This window comes from Caenimonas sedimenti (assembly GCF_007833165.1).
Lineage (GTDB): Bacteria > Pseudomonadota > Gammaproteobacteria > Burkholderiales > Burkholderiaceae_C > Ramlibacter > Ramlibacter sedimenti.
Genome location: NZ_VOBQ01000008.1, coordinates 64637 through 87024 on the forward strand (window position 1 = coordinate 64637; position 22388 = coordinate 87024).

Consider the following 22388-nt stretch of genomic DNA (forward strand, 5'->3'; position numbering starts at 1 on the left):
GAAGCGCTTGCGCCGCTCTCCTGCGTCGCCGGCCGCCCGAAGTGCGGCGGAGTCACTGAAGTGGACGACACCCTCCTGCGGGTCGAAGGCCTGTCCAAGCGTTTCGGTGGCGTCGAAGCCGTGGCCGGCGTCAGCTTCCACGTCCGGCGTGGCGAGATCTATTCGCTGATCGGTCCGAACGGCGCCGGCAAGACCACCACCTTCAACATGATCAGCAGCGTCGTGCGCCCGAGCGGCGGCACAGTGCACTTCGAGGGCCGCGACATCACCGGCACGGCCTCGCACCGCTTGTCGGCCATCGGCATCGGCCGCACCTTCCAGAACCTGGCCGTGTTCAAGCATGCGACCGTGGTGGAGAACCTGCTGGTCGGCCGCCACTGCCACATGCGCAGTAATGTCTTCGACGCGGCCTGGTTCTTCGGCCGCGCGCGGCGCGAGGAACTCGAGCATCGGCGCAAGGTCGAGGAAATCATCGACTTCCTCGAAATCGAGGACATCCGCGACATGCCCGTGGGAACGCTTTCCTATGGCATGCAAAAGCGCGTCGAACTGGGCCGGGCCCTGGCCACCGAACCCAAGCTGCTGCTGCTGGACGAGATGGTCTCCGGCATGAACACCGAGGAAACCGAGGACATCGCGCGGTTCGTGCTCGACATCCGCGACGAACTGGGAATCACCGTGCTGATGGTCGAGCACGATATGGGCATCGTGATGGATATTTCCGACCGCATCTGCGTGCTCAATTTCGGCCGCAAGATCGCTGAAGGCACGCCTGCGGACATTTCGGCGAACGCGGCAGTTGTCGATGCCTACCTTGGCGGCCAGAAGGCGGCAGCATGAGCGAATCTCTGGACCTGGCCCTGCGCGGCGGCGACCACACGCTGCCCAAGCTGCTGCAGCACTGGGCAAGCAGTACTCCCGACGCCCTGGCATTCCGCGAGAAGGATCTCGGCATCTGGAACCGCCTGACCTGGCGCCACTACCACGACACCGCTCGCCGCTTTGCGCTCGGCCTGCTGGCGCTTGGCTTCCGGCGCGGCGACCGATTGGCCATCGCCAGCGAAGACACTCCCGAATGGATGTTCGCCGACCTGGGCACGCAGGCCATCGGTGGCGTGGTGGTCGGCATCTACCCGACCAATCCATGGGCGGAGCTGCAGTACATCGTCCATCACTCCAACAGCCGCTTCGTGGTCTGCGGCGACCAGGAGCAGGTTGACAAGGTGCTGGACGCCATCGCCAGGCACGAGGTCGGCCTCCCCGACGTGACCCGGATCATCGCCGTCGACATGAAGGGCATGCGGCTGTACCCGCGCGACATGCTGATGTCGTTCGACGAAGTCCTCGAACTGGGCGACGGGTACGCCGCCGCTTCACCCGAGCAGGCTCGCGCCTTCGACGACGGCATCGCCGCCACGCAGCCCGACGACACCTGCATGCTGGTCTATACCTCCGGCACCACCGGGCCGCCGAAAGGCGCCATGTTGTCGCACCGCAACCTGCTGATCACCACCGACCAGCTGCGCACCCACTTCAACCTTGACCAGCACAACATGGAGGTGGTGTGCTATCTCCCGTTGTGCCATGTGGCCGAGCGAGCCTTCTCGACGGTCATGCACACCATGACCGGAGGCGTCGTGAACTACGCCGAGTCGATCGACACGGTGGCGGTCAATCTGCGCGAGATCGCGCCCACGGTGTTCCTCGGCGTCCCGCGCATCTGGGAGAAGCTGCAGCAGGGCATCGTGATGCGCATGCAGGACGCCATGCCGCTGCAGCGCTGGGCCTTCGAGCGCTGCTTCGCGGCCGGCAAGGCCCTGTTCGAGCGTACGGAGGAGCGCGACGGCGAGCGCACCCTGGCCGAGCGGCTGCACTTCGCCCTGCTTTGGCTTCTGATGTTCCGCAACCTGCAGAAATTCATCGGCCTGGACCGCATGCGATGCGGCTTTTGCGGCGGCGCCAGCGTTTCTCCCGAGGTGCTGAAGTTCTTCCGGATCATCGGCCTGCCCGTCTACCAGGTCTACGGAATGACGGAGTCGGGCGGCGTGATCTTCCACCAGCATGAACGGGCCCGCCGACTGGGCGCCACGGGCACGCCGATCAAGGGCCTGAACTGGAAGATTGCCGAGGACGGCGAACTCATCGTCAAGCACCCGGCGGTTTTCAAGGGCTACCTCCACGACGACAACGCTACTGCGCTGACCGTGCAGGACGGCTGGTTGCATACCGGCGACGTCGTGGCGCTGGCGCCCAATGGCGAACTGATGATCGTCGACCGCAAGAAGGCCATCATCATCACCAGCGGCGGCAAGAACATTTCGCCCTCGGAGATCGAGAACGCGCTCAAGGACAGCATCTACGTGCGCGAGGCCATCGTGCTCGGCGATGGACGCCACTTCCTCTCGGCACTGGTGCAGATCGACTACGAAACCGTCGGCAAGTGGGCGCAGGAGCGCCGCCTGGCCTACACCACGTACCGCAGCCTGTCGCAGCTCCCCGACGTCCGCGAGCTGATCGACGCGGAGGTGCGTCGCGTCAACAAGCTCTTCGCCCGTGTCGAGAACATCCGCAAGTTCCTCATCCTGGAGAAGGAACTCGATCACGACGACGGCGAGTTGACCGCGACGCAGAAGGTGCGGCGCGGGATCATCGGCAAGAAATTCGCCCGCGAGATTGAGCTGATCTACGGTGGAGGCACCGCCTGATGGACTATTTCATCCAGTTGCTGGTGTCGGGCATCGCAGCAGGCCTGGTCTACGGCTTCATCGGCATGGGTTTCGCGATGATCTATCGCGCCACCGGGGTGGTGAACTTCGCCCAGGGCGAGTTGATGATGCTGGTGGCCTACGTCGCCTTCACCCTGGCCGCCACCTTCAAACTCGGCTTCTGGCCGCTGCTGCTGGCAAGCGTTGCGGTGTCAATGCTCATCGGGTTGCTTGTCGAAGTGCTGCTGATACGGCCGATGCTCGGCCAGCCGGTGTTCTCGACCGTGATGGTGACCATCGGCCTGGCCGTCATCATCCGCTCGGTCGTTGTGCTCATCTGGGGCGCCGATCCGATGCCATTGGCCACCGGGCTGTCGACCACGCCGATCCGCCTCGGGCCGGCCGGCGTCTATCCTGCGCAACTGCACGCGCTCGGCATCATGGCCATGGTGGTGGCCGGGCTGTGGGTGTTCTTCCGCTACTCGCGCGTAGGCATCGCAATGCGTGCGACGGCCAACCTGCAGACCGTGGCGTTGCTGATGGGCATCAACGTCAAGCGCATCTTCGCCCTCTCCTGGGCGCTGTCGGCCGGTCTGGCCGCCATCGCCGGCGTCCTGGTGGGGGTGATCTACGACCTCGAACCCGGCATGTGGCTGACCGGTCTTCGCAGCTTTCCGGCCGTCATCCTCGGCGGCCTCGACTCGGTGTTCGGGGCGGCGCTGGGCGGCATTCTGATCGGCATCGTCGAGAACATGTCGGAAGGCTACATCGGCCGCGGCATGAAAGAGATCGCCGGCTTCGTGCTGATCCTGATCGTCCTCATGGTGAGGCCCTACGGCCTGTTCGGCAAACCCGATATCGAAAGAGTCTGATGCGCAGCGGCAATTTCAAGCAGGACTACCGCCAGTTGCTGGCGCTGACCGACTCGGTGCCGGTCATCGTCTGGACGGCGCTGCTCGTGGTGTCCTTGGCGCTGGTGCCCATGCTGTTGAGCAAGTACTACGTCTCGCTCGTGCTGCTGCTGATGATCACGGCCATTGGCGTGCTGGGCCTCAACGTCCTCACCGGCACCACCGGGCTCATCTCGCTGGGGCACTCCGGTTTCCTCGCGGTCGGCGCGTATGCCACCGGCATCATGGCAGGCAAGCTGGGCTGGCCGATGCCGCTGTGCATCCTGGCCGGGGGTGTCTGCGCGGCTCTCGCCGGGCTGGTGGTCGGCATTCCGTCCCTGCGCCTGAAAGGCCTTTACCTGGCGATCACCACCATGGCTTTCGCGGTCATCATCAACCATCTCATCCTCAACGGCGGCGGCCTCACCGGCGGCTCCGAAGGCCTGTCGGTGCCGCAACCGGCCCTGTTCGGGACCGACCTGGCGGCCGAGCGCGGCTACTACTTCGTGGTGCTGGTGGTGCTGGTGCTGGCCGTCTTCGTGACCCTGAACCTGCTGCGCAGCCGCGTCGGCCGAGCCTTCACCGCCATCCGCGAGCACGACATCGCCGCCCGGGCGATGGGCGTGGACCTGGTGCGCTGGAAGCTGCTGGCCTTCATGGTCAGCGCCTTCTACACCGGCATCGCCGGTGCCTTGCTGGCCTACTACACCCGCTACCTCAACATCGACAGCTTCAGCCTGCTGATCTCCATCGAGGCGCTGTCGATGCTGATCGTGGGCGGGCTCGGCTCGGTGGCCGGGGCTCTGCTTGGCACAGTATTCATCTTCGGCCTGAATGAAGGCCTGGGGCTGCTGTTCAGCGCTATCGGCTCCGGCGCGATGTCGACCGCCGTGTACGAAGTCAAAGGCATCGTCTACGGTTTGGCCATCGTGCTGTTCCTTCGCTTCGAGCCCGATGGCCTGATCGGTCGCTGGCGGGACATCAAGCACTTCTGGACCCACTGGCCCTTCAGATTCTGACCCTGCAGGAAGTCGCTGCGCCCAACCACCCTGGAGTAGATATGACTCTGACCTTTGAGCAGTTGCCCATTTTCGTCAAGGCTCTCGCGACGAGATGCCACGCTTCGTTCCTCGCCAAGGCGGCCGTCACGGCCGCGTTCTCGGCGCTGGCCCTCCAGATGCCGGCGGGAGCTGCCGAGGTGGGCGTGACGGCGAAGAGCGTGACGATCGGACAAAGCATCTCGCTTTCGGGCCCATTGGGCGCGATCGGAACCGACTATGGAGAAGGTTTCAAGCTTGCCATCGATGACGCCAACCGCCGCGGCGGGGTGCACGGCCGCAAGATCAACCTCATCCAGCTGGATGACGCCTATCTTTCGGACCGTGCTCTGGTCAATACCAGGAAATTGCTGGATGAAGATGGCGTGTTCGCCATCGTCGGAAGCCTGGGAACGGGCTCGGTGGCGACCGTCATGCCCTTGCTCACCGAACGACGAGTCCCTCTCTTTGCCGCGTTCACCGGTGCCGACAGCCTTCGGCGGGAACCAAGCCGCTATCTCTTCACCGTGATTGCGGCCTATGGCGATGAAACCGAGAAGATGGTCAATCACCTGACGACCATCGGTATCAAGAACATCGGCGCGATGTATCAGAACAACGCGTTCGGCAAGGACGGGCTCGCAGGCGCGGAAGCCGCTCTCAAGCGGCGCGGCCTTTCGCTCGCCGTGTCTGCATCTGTCGAGACCAATGCGAGCGATGCCGGCACCGCCGCCAAGACCATCGCGGCCGCCAGTCCGCAGGCCGTTCTCGTGCTCTCCGCAGGAAAGGCCACGATCGAGTTCGCGCGTGAGATCCGAAAGACCAGTCCTGCCGTCCGCCTGCTGATGCTTTCCGTCGCCGACACAAATCTGCTGGTACGCGAACTGGGCAAAGACGCAGCGGGTGTGGTTGTCGCGCAGACCATGCCGGCGCCAGCCGGTGCGAAGATGCCAGTGTCCATCGAGCACCAGAAACTGATGAAGGCAGCCGGCAAGGACGCCCATATCGGCTATGCGTCGATGACCGGCTTCGTCGCGGCCCGGGCGTTCGTCCAGGCCCTGAAGCTGGCCGGCACCGAGCCGACGCGTGACAAATTCATCAGCGGCCTTGAAAGCGGTGCCCGCCTCGATGTTGGGGGATACGAGCTGCGATTCTCGGCGGATCGCCACCACGGTTCGAACTACGTCGAGTTGACGATGATCCGCTCGGGCGGGTCATTGTTCGCGTATTGACGTTGCGCAGCCGGTTGACTCAGCCGCACGATCCATTCATTCACCACCCCTCGCCACTTTGAGGCGAATTGGAAGCAAAGCATGAAAACTACTCTTGATCGCCTTGTACGTACCTTGATTGCCTCCGGCGTGTTGGCCGCTTCGGCTGCAGCGGCAAATGCGGCGGACCCCGGCGTGTTGGACGATCGCATCATCATTGGGTCAGTCCTTCCGCAAACGGGTCCGCCGAGCCTGATTGGCAAGGCGGCCGTGATCGCTTTGCGGGTCTGGGAGAAGGATGTCAATGCGCGCGGCGGCATCCACGGCCGCAAGATCGACCTGCGCGTCGAGGAAGACGCTTATGTGCCGCAACGCTCGGTGCAGGCGCTGAAGAAACTGATCGACGTCGACAAGGTGTTCGCCGTGCTGGGCACGTCGGGCTCGTCGCACCTCGTGGCGATGATGCCGACCATCGACGAAAACCGGATCCCAGCGCTGAATTTTGCCGCCGTCGCTGGGGCGCATTTCACGCCGCCGCGCAAAACCGTTTTCAACATCGGCGCCACTTACTGCCAGGAGATCAATGGCGTGATGAAGCACCTGATCACCTCGCGAAAGCTCCAGGGTTCTAAGTTCGCCATCATCTACCAGGATGACGACTACGGTGCCGATGTCAAGTGCGGCTACGACATGGCGCTGAAGGCCCTGGGATTGAGCAGTGCCGCCGCCGTTTCCTACAAGCGGGGCGCGAAGGACTTCTCGGCAGAGGTCCTGGCCGTGCAGCGTGCCGGCGCCACGTTCGTGCTTACCGGCGGCATCATTACCGAAACCGCGACCATGCTCAAGGAAATCCAGAAGAATGGCATGAACGTCGTGCGCCTGGCGCCGCATCCATCCCATCTGGGCCCGGTGCTCGCCCTGGCGGGTAGCGCCGCCGAAGGCCTGCTGCTGGCCGACTACGTGCCGCCTATCACCGACACGGCAACCCAGGGCATCGGCCGTCTCAATGCGCTGGCTTACAAGTACCTCAGCGCCGACGAAGTGAAAGCGATGAACCGCTATTCGCTGACCGCCATGGTCGCTGCGCAGCTGCTGGAATCCGCGCTCACTGCCTGCGGCCGCAACCTCACCCGCGAATGCCTGGTGCAGAAGCTGGAACAGACCAAGAACTTCGGCAGCGACGGAATCATGGCTCCGCTGACCTTCGGGCCCAATATCCGCCAGAGCGGTACCCGTCCGATCCTGCTGAAGGCCGATGTCGCCACCGGCAAGTTCGAGCGTGCTTCGGAGTTCCTCAGCGACAAGTAGAGGAGCCGGGTTCGGCCGCATCTCTACATTGGGCGCTGTACAGACGCACTGTGCGCATCGACGCCAGACCGGTCAGTAGATGCCCAGGGCCAATCCGGCCGCGAGGGCGGCGCCCAAGTGTTCGCACCGCGCCAGATCGGCCGCGTCAATGTGCTTCGGACGCAGGATCTCCTCCGGCGCTTGTGCGTGGGTGCAAACAATCAGCGCATCGGCGACCCGTCGCAGCCGCCAGCCGGTGGCGATGCGCTCGATCTGGCGCACGGCGCTGCTGCCATCGCTGCCGGCGCAGACCAGGCACGCGTAGGGGCGGCCGTTGATGCGTTCGAACGCGGCGTAATAGCTGCGATCGAAGAAATCCTTCATCAGGCCGGACATCGCGGCCAGGTTCTCGGGCGTGGCGAAGATCAGGCCGTCCGCCGCCAGCACGTCGGCCGGGCCGGCCTGCGCGGCAGGCACCAGCCGCACGTCCACGGCCTGCTCCTGGCTGGCACCGGTTGCTGCGGCGCGCGCCATCTGCAGCGTTCCCCCGGTCATCGTGTGGTAAACGATGAGCAGCGTCTTGCGCGGCGGCGTCCGGCAGTCCGTGGGTAGAGGCGCCAGCACTTTCCCTTCAGGCCGGAATCCCGAATCCATGGAAGCTGACGAATTCGTCCAGGCTCGCGCGTTCCGTGATGAACGCGTTCTCGGGCGCCTGCGGGTCCTCGTGCCCGAGCGCGATGCCGCAAAGGAGCATCTCGTTGTCGCTCATCGGCAGGTGCTGGCGAGCGATGCCGTGGAACCAGGCAAAAGCCGCCTGGGCGCATGTATGCAGCCCCTGGGCGCGTGCGGCCACCATCACGTTCTGGATGAACATGCCCACGTCCATGAAGCTGCCCGTATTCAGGCGCCGGTCCAGCGTGACGAGCAGCCCTACCGGGGCGTCGAAGAAGGTGTAGTTGCGCAGCATCTGCTGCTCGCGGGCCACTTTGTCCTCGCGCGCGATGCCCAGCGAGGCGTACAGGCCGAAGCCGCAGCGGCGGCGGCGATCCATGTACGGCTCGAACCAGCTGGTCGGATAGTAAGCGTACTCGGGCTGGTGGCGGTCGGCGTCCTCCCGCGCTGCCTTCACGATGTCGTCGCACAGGCGCTCGCGCGCTTCACCCGCCAACACGTACACCCGCCAGGGCTGGACGTTGTTGCCGCTGGGGGCCCGCCCAGCCACCTGCAGGACATGGCTGACCACCGCGGCCGGCACCGGTGTCGGCAGGAAGCGGCGGACCGACTTGCGGCTGCGGATGGCATCGTCGACATGCATGGGCTAGGTCTCCTGTGTTGTGCGCGTGGACGCCAGAATTGCCACTCCGACATCCGCCCTGCGCTTGCCTTGCCGCGAGCACTGGACTGCGCACGCGGGTTCAGCTAACCTTGCAACATGGATTCTACCAAACGACCGTTCGATTGGGTGCCGCCGCCGGATGTGGTGGCGCAGTCCAATCTCACTGCCTTCATCCGCCATTCCGGAGAAGCCGATCTGCACGCGCTGTCCCGGCGCGCCGATGCGGACCCGGCCTGGCTGATCGAGCGGGTGTTCCAGTTCTGCGACTTCCGCTTCTACCAGCCGCCGCAGCAGATGCTGGATACCTCGCGCGGAATCGAATGGGCACGATGGTGTGTTGGCGGCACCACCAACATCGTGCTGAACTGCATCGACAGGCACCGCGGCACACCCACCTGGGAGCGTCCGTTCCTGGTTTGGGAAGGCGAGGACCGGCGTGCCCAGCGCAGTCTGACCTACCGCGATTTCGACGCCGAAGTCTGCCGCCTGGCCGGCGCGCTGCGATCTCTTGGCGTGGAGCGCGGCGACCGTGTCGGGCTGTACATGCCAAACCTCCCCGAGACCTTCATCGCCTTCTTCGCAGTGATGAAGATCGGCGCCGTCGTCATGCCGCTGTTCTCTGGCTTCGGCCCGCAGCCCATCGTGGCGCGCCTGAATGACGGCGAAGCCAAGGTGGTGCTGACCGTCGATGGGACCTGGCGCCGCGGGACGCCAGGCGCGATGAAGTCGGTGCTCGACGAGGCGCTGCTGTCGGTGCCCAGCGTGCAGCATGTGCTGGTGCTGCGGCACCTGGGCGACGCCCTGCCCGCCTGCCCAATGACCGCCCGGCGCGACCAGGATTGGGCCGCGGCCGTGGCGCAGCAGCCTGCGCAACTGGAAACCACCGAGATGGCTGCCGACGATCCCGCCGTGCTGCTCTACACCTCGGGGACCACCGGCAAGCCCAAGGGCTGCGTGTGGACGCATGTGAGCTTCCTGGGCTCGATGGTCACGCGCGACATGCACATCTGCGCCGACTTCAAGGCCAGCGACCGCTTTTTCTTCATGAGCGACATGGGCTGGATGGTCGGCGCCATGTGCGCCTGCATCCCCAGCTACTTCGGCGGCAGCCTGCTGGTGGCCGAGGGCACGCCCGATTTCCCGGACACCGGCCGCTTCTGGCGCCTGCTGCAGGACCACAAGGTCACTTACGTGGGCGTGGCGCCGACGCTGATCCGCGGGCTGATGCGCTACGGCAGCGCCGAGGTGGAGAGCTTCGACCTGTCCGCCCTGCGCGTCACGGTCTCCGGCGGTGAAGCGTGGACCGAAGCGCCCTGGCGTTGGTTCTTCGAGCATGTCTGCAAGAAGAAACTGCCGTTCCTGAACATCGTCGGCGGCACCGAGGTCGGCGGCTGCAACTTCACCGGCACCGTGCTTCACCCTCTGAGGCCCGGGTCCTTCGGGATGGGCGGCCTGGGCGTCGGCGCGGACATCGTCGATGACTCCGGCAAGCCAGTGGCCGCCGGCCAGGTGGGCGAATTGGTGCTTCGCAACCCCAACATCGGCTTCACCAAGAGCCTGTGGCGTGACGATGAACGCTACCTCGACAGCTACTGGCGCACCCTTCCCGGCCTGTGGGTGCACGGGGACTTCGCCATGCGGGACGGGGATGGTCTGTTCTACATCCTCGGCCGCAGCGACGACACCATCAAGGTATCGGGCAAGCGCACCGGGCCGTCGGAGATCGAGACCCTGCTGACCGGTACCGGCAAGGTGTCCGAAGCGGCCGTGATCGGCGTGCCTGACGAAGTCAAGGGCTCCGCGATCGTCTGCGTCTGCGTGCCGATGCCCGGCGTGGCGGCCGACACTGCGCTGCAACAGGAATTGTCCGCCGCGGTGGTCCGCGGCATGGGCGCGTCATACCGTCCACGCCAAGTGCTGCTGGTCAGCGACCTGCCGAAGACGCGCAACATGAAGGTCATGCGCCGTGTCGTCCGCGCGGTCTACAAAGGGGAGAGCCCGGGCGACCTGTCGTCCCTGGTCAACCCGGAAGCTGTGACCGAGTTGCAGACCAGGCTTGGCATCTGAGGCGGTCGGCGCAGGTCACGGCACGCCAAGCGTGGCCAGCGCCTCGAAGTAGCCGGAGTCACGCGCTTCGATGCCACCAACGCTGGCGCCGACCCGTCGCAGCAGCCCGTCCCCGAGCCCATAGACCAGCCCGTGCACTTCAACACGTTGCCCTCGATCCCACGCTCTGCGCACGGTCGTCGTGCGGCACACGTTGCTGACTTGCTCGATCACGTTGAGCTCGCACAGGCGGGATGCGCGGACCTCGGTGGCGGCGCTGTCGTCAAGCCGGTCGGCGTGCTTGCGGCCGACGTCTTCCAGGTGCCGCAGCCAGTTCTCAGCCAGTCCAGTGCGGCGCTGCTCCACCACAGCCTGTACCGCGCCGCATCCATAGTGCCCCACCACGAGCACGTGTTCGACCTTCAGGATTTCAACCGCGTATTGCAGCACGGTCAGGCAGTTCAGGTCGGAGTGCACCACCAGGTTGCCCACATTGCGGTGAACGAAGACCTCGCCCGGGCGCAGCCCCAGGATTTCGTTGGCCGGAACACGGCTGTCCGAACAGCCGATCCACAAGTAGCGCGGTGACTGCTGCCCGGCCAGCCGCTGGAAGTACTCCGGGTCCTGGGCCACACAGCGAGCAGACCAGGCGCGGTTGTTCTTGAACAAAGACTCGATGCTGCACATGCCGAAAGCTTTCAGTGGGTTGTTTTCCTCGACCGAGGACATGAATTTGCGGCATGATATCGAACAAGTGTTAGGTTTGCATTACCGGCGAGCGGAACGCCGATCCAGGCGCGTTCCATCGCCGAGTCCGAACGGAGACGAGTCTTGGTCAAGCAACAGCCGCCTGCGAAAGCAGGGCACCCACTACCTGCACGCGAATTCGTGATCATCGGCGCAGGCATGTGCGGCCTCTACCAGCTGTACAAGCTGCTGCGGAATGGCGCAGACGTCACGGTGCTGGAGCGCGGCGACGACGTCGGTGGCACCTGGTACTGGAACCGCTACCCCGGCTGCCGTTTCGACTCTGAAAGCTATACCTACGGCTATTCGTTCTCCAAGGAACTGCTGGCCGAGTGGGACTGGACCGAGCACTTCTCGCCTCAGCCCGAGAACCTGCGCTATGTGAACCACGTGGTCGACAAGTTTGAGCTGCGTACGCACATCCAGTTCGGCTGCAACCTGACGCGCGCCGTGTGGGACGACGAACACCACATCTGGACGCTCGAACTGGCCGACGGCCGTACGCTGACTTGCCGCTTCCTGCTTACCGCCATCGGCCTGCTGTCGGCACCGACGATGCCGCGCCTGACGGGCATGGACAGCTTCCGCGGACCTTCTTTCCACACCTACCACTGGCCCAAGGCGCCGGTGGATCTGACCGGCAAGCGGGTGGCCGTGATCGGCACCGGGGCCACCGGCGTGCAACTGATCGGTGCGATCGCCGACAAGGTGGGCCAACTCACCGTCTTCCAACGCCGACCTAACTGGTGCGCGCCGCTGCACAACGCCCCGATCTCTGCGGCGGAGATGGCTTCGATCCGGGCCGACTACGCCGAGATTTTCAGGAAGTGCGACAACACACCGGGCGGCTTCATTCACGGACCGGACCGGCGCCGTGTGGCCGAGGTGCCGCGCGAGGAACGGCTGGCCTTCTGGGAGCGGCTCTACGCCACACCTGGCTTCGCCATCTGGCTGGGCAACTTCCGCGACGTACTGATGGACGAGGCCGCCAACGCCGAGTTCTCGGCCTTCGTGGCAGACAAGATTCGCGGGCGCGTCAAGGACCCGGTGCTGGCCGAGAAGCTGATACCAAAGGACCACGGCTTCGGCGTGCAGCGCGTGCCGATGGAGACCCGCTACTACGAGGCTTACAACCGCCCCAACGTGCACCTGGTCAGCATCGGCGAGACCCCGATCGAGCGCATCACGCCCACCGGCATCCGCACCAGCGAGCGCGACTACGAGTTCGACCTCATCGTCTACGCCACTGGGTTCGACGCCGTCACTGGCGCCTTTGACGGGATCGACTTCGTCGGCACCGATGGCCAGCGCCTGCGCGATAACTGGCGCGACGGGCCGCTCACCTACCTGGGTCTGCAGGTGGTTGGCTTTCCCAACCTGTTCATGCTGGCAGGTCCTCAGAGCGCATCTCTGTCGACCAACTTCCCTCGCGGCATCGAGACCGTGGTGGACTGGGCGAGCGGGCTGTTCGAGCACGCCGTGGAACGCGGCATCCGCCGTATCGAGCCCACGGCCGAAGCCCAAGCGGAATGGACCGCGCATGTCGAGGAACTGTACCAAGGCCTGCTGCTGCGCAAGGCCAAGTCCTGGTTCACGGGCTACAACTCCAACGTCGAAGGCCACGACAAGATTCGCTACATGATCTACAACGGCGGCGCGCCGCGTTACCGCCAGCGCCTGGCCGAGGTGGCGCAGCAGGGCTACGCGGGATTTCGCCTGGGCTGATCGGCTGTCCGCGCCGATCGCGTCGCCATGCGTCACGATGCGTGCACGTTGATCACGACGTTGACCTTTACCGAGGTCATTCGGCCCCTGAAAGTTGCCTCAGCAGCTTTGGAAAATCCTGCGGCGCAAGAGACGCTTCGACTCGGATTGCGCACGCGAACTCCGGCAACGGACAGGTTGGATCCTCGCTTTGCAGCCAGACGAACTCGTCAACGGATACGTTTTCGTTGTCGAGGATGAGAGGTGCGACATCCTGAAAGTCGGCCCCGGCATCGGAGAGCAGAACGATGACCAAATCCACACTGCCCTCCCATTGCGCACACAGTCCACCCAGCCGGGACATGTTTCTTCCGAACACGATCCAACGAAGGTGCGCATAGGGCGTACCTCGCGTCGCATCGATCTATTCATCAATCTGGGGTTCGGGTATGCCAAAACAGACGATGTTGTGGATTCGATGAATCCCTTGTTTCTCGTTCGGCACCATCAAGGCTTCATCCAATCAACTCGCGCCGTGTTCAGCGTCCTCGAACAGCCAGGATGAAATCACCCCTGGATGCAGCGCGAGCTCGCGCCGTCGAGCACGCGCGCGGTGCTTCCACGTCGACAATCAGGGTGATCAGCCCAGGTCACCGCCGGCCACCGGCAGCGTCACGCCGGTGATGTAGGAGGCTTCGTCAGAGGCCAGAAAGAGTATCGCCGCCGCTTGCTCCTCGGGCGTGCCGTACCGCTTGACGAGGGTGGATGCTATGGTCTGGTCGACGATCGCCTGGTACCAGCCGCGCTGCGCCTCGTCCATTGTTTCGGTGTTGCGCGGGATGCGCCGCGGCCCGACATCGGTGCCGCCCGGGGCAACCGCGTTGACGCGAATGCCCTGCTCCGCACATTCCCAGGCGAGGCATGCCGTCAGCGCATTGACCCCACCCTTGGCAGCCGAGTACGGCACTCTGTGGATGCCGCGGGTGGCCGTGGACGAGACGTTGACGATGCTGCCCGCACCTTGCTTGATCATGTACGGCAGCACCGCGTGGCAGCACCACAGGGTCGGGAACAGCGAGCGGTTGATCTCTGCCGTGATCTGCTCTTCGCGATAGTGCGCGAAGGGCTGGACCCAGATCGTGCCGCCTACGTTGTTGACCAGCACGTCGATGCGCCCGTCGAGCGCCGCCGCCTTGGCCATCAGTTTCCTGCAGGCCGCGTACTGCTCCACGTCAGCGAGCAGGAAGCTGGCCCTGCCTCCCAGGGCCAGCACTTCGTCGCGGGCTTCCTTGACGATCTTCGAGCGGTCGACCAGGACGACATGCGCGCCCTCGGCGGCCATCGCCAGCGCCACCGCACGGCCGATGCCCTGGGCTGCGCCGGTGACCACTGCGGTCCTGCCCTCGAAGCGCTGGCGCACCGCGGCGCGAACGCGTCTCTTGCTGCCAGCGGCGGCCGTGGACATGACCGTCAAACGCTGTAGATGTCGAGCACCGTCTCGATCAGGTCGTTGAGCACGAGGATCTTCTTCTTGCGGATGCGCCAGTCTTCGCCCTGGCGACTCAGCAGGTACTCATAGCGCCCGTAAAAGCTTTGCGAGACGTTGCGCTTGAAGAGGTGAGTGACGAAGTTGGCTTTGACCGCACACGCACCGTCGGCCCCCGGTGTCACGCGCACGTTCGACACCAGGTGGCAGGTGCGCGGCAGCGGCGTCGATGCCGCCGAGCGCCCGGTGCGCAGCCGGAAGACACGGTCCTCAAGACCGGTGCGATCGCCGTAATACATCAACGAGACTTCGTTCTGCGGGTCGCTGGTGTATTCGTCTTCCGAGTCCCACGACGGAATCCAGTACTCGGCCTTGGGATCGAACAGCGCGAGCCAGTCGTCCCAGCGGCGTGCGTCGACGTACTCTGCTTCGCGGTAGAGGAAGTCCGTGACGCTGTGCAGCGTTGCCGCGTCACTCATCGGTCGCTCCCGTTCGAAGTGGCCTTCATCAACTCCGCCCAGCGCCCATGCTGGGCGATGAAGATGCCTTCGTCGGACGCTTTCGCGCCGCTGCTGCCGGGCGCGATGCCGAGCTCGACCGCGAGGTCGTCGGCGCCGGGAACTTCGTGCACCTGGCCACGCGACATGTCGCTCCAGCGCACCACGCTGTAGTGGTTGCAGCCTTTCTGCGTCTCGTTGAATTCGGTCAGGTCGTCGGGCGTGGCCATGCCTGAGGCATTGAAGAAGTCCTCGTACTGGCGGATGCGCTTCGTGCGTTCGGCGGCTGGTTCGCCGATCGGGGCGAAACAGTAGATCGTGACCTCGGTCTTGTCGACCGACAGCGGGCGAAACATGCGGATCTGCGTGCCCATCTGGTCCATCAGAAACATGTTCGGGTAGATGCCCAGGTTGCGCGAGCGATGGACGGCCCAGTCGGCCTTCTCCTTGCCCATGCTGGCCGTCAGCTCTTCGCGGCGGCCGTAGATCGGCCGGTCCTGCGGGTTGGACACGCTCGACCACAGCATCGTGTGACCGTTGCCCAGGTCGTAGTAGCCGCCACGGAAGCGGTTGAAGTCGCCCACTGCCATGACCTTCAGCGCCTTGCCCTCGGCGTTGATCTTGGCACGGTTCTTGATCATCTCCACGTAGTTGGCGTGGACCGAATCGACGTGGTAGCCGTCGACGCCGTTCTCCGCCTGCAGCTTCCAGTTGCCCTCGAAGGTATAGACCGAGCGGCCCTTGAGTATCTCGATGCCCTGGGGCGACTGCTCGACCACAATATCGATGAATGTCTTGGCCTCGGCCAGATAGTCCGTGAGCGGTTCAGCGTCCTTGTTCAGTGTCGCGAACAGGAATCCGCGGTAGTTTTCGAGCCGCACCCTGGTCAGGCCGCGCTTGCTCTTGTCGAAGCTTTCGGGGTAGCCGGCACCGTCCTCGTTCATCGCCGCCAGGAGCTTGCCCTGGCCGTCGTAAGCCCAGCCGTGGAACGAGCACACGAAGGTGCTGGCGTTGCCCTTGGAGGTGCGGCACAGCGTTGCACCGCGATGCGAACAGATGTTCACGAACGCATTCAGCTTGCCGGTCTTGTCGCGGTTGATGACGATCGGAGCGCGACCAATCCATCCGGTCATGTAGTCCTTGGGCTTGGGCAGCTGGCTCTCGTGCGCGACGTAGACCCAGACCTTTTCCCAGATCTGGCGTTGCTCGAGCTCGAACATCTCGGGATCGACGAAGATGCGGCGATCGACGGCGCGCAACCCGTCTTCGTGGTGAACGACATCGTCGAGCAGGGATTGGGGTGCAGCGTCCATGTGGGGCTCCTTCAGGAAGTGGATTCGTCGGCACGCGTGCCCGCGTCCAGTGCCGCGTAGACCTCGTCGCCTTCGATCTTGACCGGGTAGATTCTCAGTGCCTTGACGCACGGAAAAGCGGTGGCCGCGCCAGTGCGGACGTCGAAGCGGCCGCTGTGGAACGGACACTCGATCTCGCAGCCGATGATGTCGCCCTCGGACATCGACGCCGCACCATGGGTGCAGGTGTCGTCGAAGACGAAGTAGCCTTCGTCCAGGCGCACCAGCGCCACCGGCTCGCGCCCTTCGACAGGCACCTGAAGGGCGTAGCCAGCCTCGACGTCGTCGATGCGGGCGATGAATGTCATTGTCTTGGAGTCGCTCACGCAGCGGTCCTCTCGTTGGGCAAGGGCAGCTGACATGTCAGTGCAGGGTCGGGAAAGCGTGTCCGGCGGCCAGCGAGCCGGCGGTCACGATGGCGTTCATGATCATCGAATGGTCGGCAATGCCGCGGCCGACGATGTCGTAGGCGGTGCCGTGTGCCACCGTCACATGCGGGTACGGGGGCCCCAGGATGACCGCGACGTTGCCGGCGAAGGCAGCGGTCTTGATCGCGATATGGCCCTGGTCGTGATACATCGCCAGCACAATGTCGAAACGACCCTCGATGCACTGGCGAAACACCGTGTCCGGACTCACTGGGCCGGTGACATCGATCCCGGCGCCACGTGCACGCCGGATGCCGGGCGTCATGTGCAGGTCCTCTTCCGCGCCCTTGGCATGCGGATTGAATCCCGCGACCGCAATTCGCGGACTGGCCATTCCCCACTGCCGCAGCACGTCATCGAGCGTGCGCAGAGCCGACTCGATCAGGTCGGCGGTGATGAGGCCGGAAACCTCGCGCAGCGCGATGTGGTCGGTCAGGTGCGCCACACGCAGAGAACCCGATGCCAGCAACAGATAGCTGTGCCCCGGCCTGACCTGCACTACCCGGTCGAGCACTCCCGCCATCTCCATGGCCCCGGAACTGATCGGGCCCATCACGGTCGCCCCCAAGCGGCCTGCCCGCGCCAGGCTGTCGGCCTCGTCGAGCCAGGTCCCGGTGGCGCGGCCGCAGGCCAAGTTGTCGGCACCGGGCGTGATGTCGGCCGGGTCCAGCGCGCCCGAGTCGATGATGTCGATCGTGCCCACCCGCCCCAGCATGCGCTCGGGCGCGTCGATGACGCGCAGCCTCGTGTCCAGACTGTGCTGGTCGATGGCCCGCCGCACCGCGGCCGCACTGCCGATCAGTACCGGACGACATAGCGCATGCAGCTGCCCGCTCGCCCACGCCTTGACCACCACCTCGGGACCGATGCCACAGGGATCACCAATCACGATGCCGACCTTCGCGCGGTCGCGCCGCCTGGTCGCGGGGTTAGGCGAGTTCACCCAATAATCTCCATGTATCCAACATAATCTCGATATTTACACAAACATCGTCATTCAGAGCCGGGGGTTTCCACTAGGGCAGTGACGGCTCCCAACCATCGTTCGGCGTTCGCGTGCCGGAGCAGACGCTTCACTGAGGTGTCGAGCTGCAACGCCTGCACCCGCCCGACCGGCGCCTTGTCCATGATGGCGAACGGATAGTCGCTGCCGAGCATCAGCTGCGTGGGGCCGAAGGTCTGCAGCAGGTAGTCGATGGTCGCCGCGTCGTAGACGAGGTCGTCGTAGTACATGGCCCGCGCGCCGACGCGCGGTGCCGTCGGCACGGCTTCGCGCAGGGCCGGAAAGCTCTCCCAGGCGTGCTGCAGGCGCGGCAGCAACTGGGCCAGCGTGCCGCCGCCGTGGCTGAACGCGATGCGCAGTCGCGGGCAGCGCGCCAGTGTGCCACCGGTCAGCAGCGAGGCCGCTGCCAGCCCCACCTCGCCCGGGAACGCCAGCGCCTGTTCGAGGATCGGCGGGCCGACCAGCCGGTCCATGCCCGCGGGCCGCAGCGCATGCACGAAAATCGCCGCGCCCCAGCGCTCGGCCGCTTCAAAAAAGGGTAGGAAGCGTGCATCGCCAATGCTGACGCCATCGATGTTGCTGCCGATCTCGACGCCGGCCAGGCCGCACTGGTGAACAGCGTGGTCCAGTTCGCCAATCGCGCGCTCGACGTCCTGCAGCGGCACGGCGCCGAGGCCGACGAAGCGTGCAGGTGCCTGCTGCACCATCCCGGCGATGGCCTCGTTCAGGAAGCGCGTCAGCACCGTGGCATCGTCGCCCGCGAGCCAGTACGACAACAGCTCGGGCATCGGCGACAACACTTGGCGGCCGATTTGCATCGTTTCCATGTCGGCCAGGCGCACCTGGCAGTCCCAGCACTGGTGCGACACCGTCCGGTAGACCTTGGCGTCAAGCATCACATGCCGGTGGCACGCCTGCGCAGGGGCCATCGATGGCCAGCGCACGCCAAGGCGGTGCCCGAGGTAGGGCGGGAATTCGTCCGGAACCACGTGCGTGTGAACGTCGATGCTGTCGTGGTCGGTCACGTTCAGGTCCGCCTTCGAGCCGGCGTGGCGATGCGCGCCGCCGCGCCTTTCGTGGGCACCTTCGCCGCCACGTAGGTGGCTATCATGTCCTGCCACATCGCGAGCAGCCCAGCCACCCGCTCCGGCTCCGCCGACCACAGCTGTCGGATGCCGAAGCCGCGCACCAGGCTGACGGTGAGCAACAGCAGGTCCTCGCTGGTCCGGGCCGGCAGCCCGAGTTCCTGGATCACCGCGAGCCACTGCTGCTCGACCGGACGGCGGTAGTTGCGCACGACGCGAATACCGGCCTCCTTCAGCGTCGGGTCTTTGCCGCCCGCGAGCAGCATGTCGAGTCCGACGAAAAAATAGTCACCGAAGTAGAACGCCTGCGCGTCGCCGATCAGCGCCTCGACCGGCCGGCCCGAGCGCTTCGCGGCTTCGGCGAGCCTCAGGCCATCGGCAAGCGCGATGCCGAACACATGCTCCATTGCGGCGGTCACCAGGTCCTGCTTGCTCGGGAAATGGTGCACCTGCGCTCCGCGCGACACGCCCGCACGCCGCGCCACCTCGAGCGTTGTGAAGCCAGCGAAGCCGCGCTCCTTCAAGACCTCGAAGGCCGCGTCGAGGATGCGGCGCTTCATCTCGCCGCTGCGCATGGCTTGCGTGCGCCTGGGCTTCGGCACCGCCGAAGCCGACAGCTTTCGACGCGCGGTACGGGCCACGGGGGCGTCAGCCATGGACGGCCCTTGTGGATCCGGGCGCCTGCAGTTCGGGGGCCTTCGCTGCCCGCAGGATCAGCATCGCCGATGCCGCCGCGGTCGCAAGATAGGCCCAACCCATGCCGTGCCATCCGCCGAGTCCGACCAGTGCCGCGGCTGATGGCGGCCCGAGCAGGGCGCCGAGATTCGACGCCTGCACCGCCAGGCCATTGACAGAGCCGAAGTTCTGGCGGGGTGCCGCAACGGCCGGCAGGCAGGCATAGATCGCAGCCGGCAGCACCCCGCCGACGAAGGAGAACGCGATGCACAGCGCCAGGCGCGGTAGCGGGTCGGCACCTGCCGCAAACGCACCCCAGCCAGCGAAACCCATCACCAAGGTTGAAACCAGCATCAGCAGCGCCGGCGAGACACCTCGATTCGAGAGCCAACCGCCGAGCCAGGCGCCCGGAGCGTTGACGATAATGACAACTGCGACGAACCCGGTGGCTCGCGCGAGTCCGAAGCCGAACTCATCTTGCAGGAAAGTGGGCAGCCACACCATCATCGTCATCCACTGCAAGGTGTAGATGGCGAAGCAACCGGCGAGCAGCCAGGGCGTGCTCGACTGCAGCCCGGCGAGAAGCGCAGCCGGGGCCTGCACGGCGGCGGCCGCGCGATCATCCTCGGGAAAAGCCCACAGCGTCAGCGTCAACAGCGCCGCGGCGCCCAACACGCCGACCCACCACCCGCCGCGCCAGCCAAGCGCGCCCATCAGCAGCGGCGCGAGCAACAGCATCGTCGTCATGCCCAGCGCCATGTAACTGCTCCACAGGCCAAGCGCCAGCTTCAACCGGGACGCCGTCGCTGCGTCGCGCATCAGCGCCGGCGCAGAAACGACGATGCAGACGAATCCCAGGCCCTCCACAATGCGCGACGCGAACAGCACGCCGATGCCCGGGCTAAGCGCGCCGATCAACGCGCCCGCGCCGAGCGCCAGCAGGCCGAGCTTGAGTATGTTGCGGCGGCCGATTCGATCGGCCAGCAGGCCGGCGGCCAGACCGACAGTGGCCGCAGTCAGGTTGAACACCGAGGTGATCCAGCCGAGCTGCACGAGGCTCGCGCCGTACTGCTCGCGCAGCTCGGTCATCGACGGCGGCAGCTTGCCGACCTGGGTGGCAGCGAACATGCCGCAAAGCAGCAACAGGCCGACCCGCGGCCAGTCACTCGAACTGGCAATGCCGGCGGATCCCATCACGGCATGGTGCTGCCGCCGTTGACGCTGATTACCTGGCCGGTGACGAACGACGCCTCGGTCGAGGCCACGTAGCTCACCATCGATGCGACCTCCGCCATTTCGGCGGCACGGCCCATCGGGATGATGCTGACAAACCGGTCCACCAATGCCGGGTCCTTGGTGTTCATCTCGACCAGCTGCGGCGTGCTGACCGCGCACGGTGCCACCGTGTTCACCGTGATGCCGTCGCGCGCGAACTCGCGCGCCAGCCCGGTGGTCAGGCCGTGCGCACCACCCTTGGCGGCGTTGTAAGCGGCGTGGTCCCACAGACCGCTCATCACAGAATCGGCGCCGAGGATGACGATGCGGCCATAGCGCTGCTGCTTCATCGGGGGCAGCGCCGCACGGCAGCACCAGATCACGGTCCAGAGGTTGCGGTCGATGGTCTGTTTCAACGTCTGCGCCGTATGTTCGAGGAACGGCAGGATCACGCCGCCGCCAGCGTTGTTGACGAGGATGTCAATACGGCCGAACGCCGCCAGCGCGCTCGCGATCAGCGTGTTGGCGACGGACTCCTGAGCCAGGTCGCCGGCTTCGGTGATGACGTCGACGCCGAGCTCGCGCACAGCCTGCGCGCTGGCCGCCAGACCCTGCGCATCAGCGTCGGCGAGCGCCAGCCTGGCGCCGTCGCGCGCCAGCCGCAGCGCGATCTCCAGGCCGATGCCGCGCGCCGCACCAGTCACCACCGCGACGCGGCCTTCGTGCGGTCTGGCGCGCGTTGCCCAGGGTGCGGTTTGCGCGGCGTCACTCATGCCGGCACCCGACGTTCGATCGCGCCCACCTTGCCGAACGCCGGCTTGGGCACGCTGCCCCAGGTGTCGAGCGCCGACGGATGTGCTTCGAGCATGCGCGGCTCGCGCGCACCCTCCTCGGGGAACTCCTCCATGCCGAAGCTGTACTCGACGGTCATGCCGTCGGGATCGAGGAAGTACAGGAAGATGCTGCCCGAGGGCTTGTGCCGGCCGGGACCGAAGACGATCGGCACCTCGGCCTTGTTGAGCCGGTTCATCGCGATGCCGATGTCGTCGATGTCGCTGACCATGAAGTTAATGTGGTTGAGGTGGTTGCCCTCGACCGAGCGCCCGATCGCGAACGAGTGGTGCAGCGGGTTGGGCTGGCAGCGCATGAACGCGAAGCGGCCCTCGACAAAGTCCGAGATCGCGAAGCCCAGGTTCGCAGTCAGGTAGGCGGCCATCTCGTCGAAACGTTCGACCGACAGCACCACGTGGCCGAGTTGCACGATCTTGGTCAGACTCTGGCGGAACGGCAGCGCCATCTGCAGCACGCGCGTGTAGAACTCCATCGTCAGCCCGGAGTTCGGCTCGACGAAGCGCAAGCCGTCGCCCTGGCGCAACGCCGCGCGCTCCTCGGCATCGATTTCCTCCACAGCGAGACCGAGGCCGGCGAGGTGCCTGCGCGCATGCTCCATCTCGGCGCGGCTCTCGAGTTCGAACGCGACTCGCTTTACGCCCGGCGCCTTGGCCGGATACAGCACGAGGTGGTGATGGTCGCTGCCGCAGCGCAGGAAGGCCGGCCCGCCTGCCACCGGTTCGGAGGCGTCGAGACCGACAGTGCCGGTGTAGAACGCTGCCGATCGGTCAAGGTCGGTCACGTTCAAAGCGACGTAGCCCAGCTTGCGGTATCGGAAGGGCATGCTCATGTT

At 65.4% G+C, this 22388-nt stretch carries 22 protein-coding genes; 9 read left to right on the forward strand and 13 right to left on the reverse strand.

What is annotated here, in order from left to right:
- Positions 1–60: 60 nt before the first annotated feature.
- The 6 genes from FN976_RS09930 (at position 61) to FN976_RS09955 (ending at position 7151) form a co-directional block, all read left to right on the forward strand.
- The gene (locus tag FN976_RS09930; protein ID WP_145892864.1) at positions 61–840 is read left to right on the forward strand and encodes an ABC transporter ATP-binding protein; all 780 of its coding nucleotides are present in this window, start codon (positions 61–63) and stop codon (positions 838–840) included.
- Complete coding sequence (locus FN976_RS09935) at positions 837–2705, forward strand: AMP-dependent synthetase/ligase (protein WP_145892865.1); 1869 nt, start codon at positions 837–839, stop codon at positions 2703–2705. Before FN976_RS09930 ends, FN976_RS09935 begins: the two co-directional genes overlap by 4 nt.
- Positions 2705–3577, forward strand: coding sequence for a branched-chain amino acid ABC transporter permease (locus FN976_RS09940; protein ID WP_145892866.1), 873 nt, complete (start codon positions 2705–2707; stop codon positions 3575–3577). The genes FN976_RS09935 and FN976_RS09940 overlap by 1 nt, the downstream gene beginning before the upstream one ends.
- Positions 3577–4614 (forward strand): branched-chain amino acid ABC transporter permease, encoded by a 1038-nt coding sequence (locus tag FN976_RS09945; RefSeq protein ID WP_145892867.1) that lies wholly within the window; start codon positions 3577–3579, stop codon positions 4612–4614. Before FN976_RS09940 ends, FN976_RS09945 begins: the two co-directional genes overlap by 1 nt.
- Before the next feature lie 41 nt (positions 4615–4655).
- Positions 4656–5864, forward strand: coding sequence for an ABC transporter substrate-binding protein (locus tag FN976_RS09950; protein WP_145892868.1), 1209 nt, complete (start codon positions 4656–4658; stop codon positions 5862–5864).
- Positions 5865–5978: 114 nt separating this feature from the next.
- Complete coding sequence (locus FN976_RS09955; RefSeq protein ID WP_255440277.1) at positions 5979–7151, forward strand: ABC transporter substrate-binding protein; 1173 nt, start codon at positions 5979–5981, stop codon at positions 7149–7151.
- Positions 7152–7223: 72 nt separating this feature from the next.
- Here the strand turns inward: FN976_RS09955 and FN976_RS09960 are convergent, their stop codons facing one another.
- Both FN976_RS09960 and FN976_RS09965 read right to left on the reverse strand, forming a co-directional pair.
- On the reverse strand, positions 7224–7751 hold the full coding sequence (locus FN976_RS09960; protein WP_349291372.1) for a flavodoxin family protein: 528 nt from the start codon (positions 7749–7751) through the stop codon (positions 7224–7226).
- 10 nt (positions 7752–7761) lie between these two features.
- Positions 7762–8445, reverse strand: coding sequence for a nitroreductase (locus tag FN976_RS09965; RefSeq protein WP_145892871.1), 684 nt, complete (start codon positions 8443–8445; stop codon positions 7762–7764).
- Positions 8446–8562: 117 nt separating this feature from the next.
- Between FN976_RS09965 and FN976_RS09970 the strand changes: the two genes are divergently transcribed.
- Positions 8563–10533, forward strand: a complete 1971-nt coding sequence (locus tag FN976_RS09970) for an AMP-binding protein (protein WP_145892872.1) — start codon at positions 8563–8565, stop codon at positions 10531–10533.
- Between the two features lie 15 nt (positions 10534–10548).
- Here FN976_RS09970 and can read toward each other — a convergent pair whose 3' ends face one another.
- The gene (can, locus tag FN976_RS09975) at positions 10549–11241 is read right to left on the reverse strand and encodes a carbonate dehydratase (protein ID WP_432417861.1); all 693 of its coding nucleotides are present in this window, start codon (positions 11239–11241) and stop codon (positions 10549–10551) included.
- Positions 11242–11400: 159 nt separating this feature from the next.
- On the opposite strand from can, the gene FN976_RS09980 reads away from it, so the two are divergent.
- Together FN976_RS09980 and FN976_RS29160 are read left to right on the forward strand one after the other, a co-directional pair.
- Positions 11401–12984 carry a flavin-containing monooxygenase gene (locus tag FN976_RS09980; RefSeq protein ID WP_222432791.1) on the forward strand — a complete coding sequence of 528 codons (1584 nt, stop codon included), beginning with the start codon at positions 11401–11403 and terminating at the stop codon, positions 12982–12984.
- Between the two features lie 190 nt (positions 12985–13174).
- Complete coding sequence (locus tag FN976_RS29160) at positions 13175–13528, forward strand: hypothetical protein (RefSeq protein WP_222432792.1); 354 nt, start codon at positions 13175–13177, stop codon at positions 13526–13528.
- Between the two features lie 75 nt (positions 13529–13603).
- Here FN976_RS29160 and FN976_RS09990 read toward each other — a convergent pair whose 3' ends face one another.
- The 10 genes from FN976_RS09990 to FN976_RS10035 are packed head-to-tail and all read right to left on the reverse strand — an operon-like array spanning position 13604 to position 22385.
- Positions 13604–14428: a 1,6-dihydroxycyclohexa-2,4-diene-1-carboxylate dehydrogenase gene (locus FN976_RS09990; RefSeq protein ID WP_222432793.1), complete on the reverse strand. Its 825-nt coding sequence runs from the start codon at positions 14426–14428 to the stop codon at positions 13604–13606.
- Positions 14429–14433: 5 nt separating this feature from the next.
- Positions 14434–14928, reverse strand: coding sequence for an aromatic-ring-hydroxylating dioxygenase subunit beta (locus FN976_RS09995; RefSeq protein ID WP_145892874.1), 495 nt, complete (start codon positions 14926–14928; stop codon positions 14434–14436).
- Entirely contained in the window at positions 14925–16259 is a 1335-nt protein-coding gene (locus tag FN976_RS10000; RefSeq protein ID WP_145892875.1) for an aromatic ring-hydroxylating oxygenase subunit alpha, read from the reverse strand. The genes FN976_RS09995 and FN976_RS10000 overlap by 4 nt, the downstream gene beginning before the upstream one ends.
- 11 nt (positions 16260–16270) lie before the next feature.
- The gene (locus FN976_RS10005; RefSeq protein ID WP_145893156.1) at positions 16271–16606 is read right to left on the reverse strand and encodes a non-heme iron oxygenase ferredoxin subunit; all 336 of its coding nucleotides are present in this window, start codon (positions 16604–16606) and stop codon (positions 16271–16273) included.
- A 55-nt stretch (positions 16607–16661) separates the two neighbouring features.
- Positions 16662–17669, reverse strand: coding sequence for a PdxA family dehydrogenase (locus tag FN976_RS10010; RefSeq protein ID WP_222432794.1), 1008 nt, complete (start codon positions 17667–17669; stop codon positions 16662–16664).
- Positions 17670–17719: 50 nt separating this feature from the next.
- The gene (locus FN976_RS10015) at positions 17720–18754 is read right to left on the reverse strand and encodes an amidohydrolase family protein (RefSeq protein ID WP_255440278.1); all 1035 of its coding nucleotides are present in this window, start codon (positions 18752–18754) and stop codon (positions 17720–17722) included.
- 2 nt (positions 18755–18756) lie between these two features.
- Positions 18757–19470, reverse strand: coding sequence for a TetR/AcrR family transcriptional regulator (locus tag FN976_RS29165; RefSeq protein ID WP_145892876.1), 714 nt, complete (start codon positions 19468–19470; stop codon positions 18757–18759).
- Entirely contained in the window at positions 19463–20683 is a 1221-nt protein-coding gene (locus tag FN976_RS10025) for an MFS transporter (protein ID WP_145892877.1), read from the reverse strand. The genes FN976_RS29165 and FN976_RS10025 overlap by 8 nt, the downstream gene beginning before the upstream one ends.
- Positions 20683–21477, reverse strand: coding sequence for an SDR family oxidoreductase (locus FN976_RS10030; RefSeq protein ID WP_145892878.1), 795 nt, complete (start codon positions 21475–21477; stop codon positions 20683–20685). The genes FN976_RS10025 and FN976_RS10030 overlap by 1 nt, the downstream gene beginning before the upstream one ends.
- The gene (locus tag FN976_RS10035) at positions 21474–22385 is read right to left on the reverse strand and encodes a VOC family protein (protein WP_145892879.1); all 912 of its coding nucleotides are present in this window, start codon (positions 22383–22385) and stop codon (positions 21474–21476) included. The genes FN976_RS10030 and FN976_RS10035 overlap by 4 nt, the downstream gene beginning before the upstream one ends.
- Between the last annotated feature and the right edge of the window lie 3 nt (positions 22386–22388).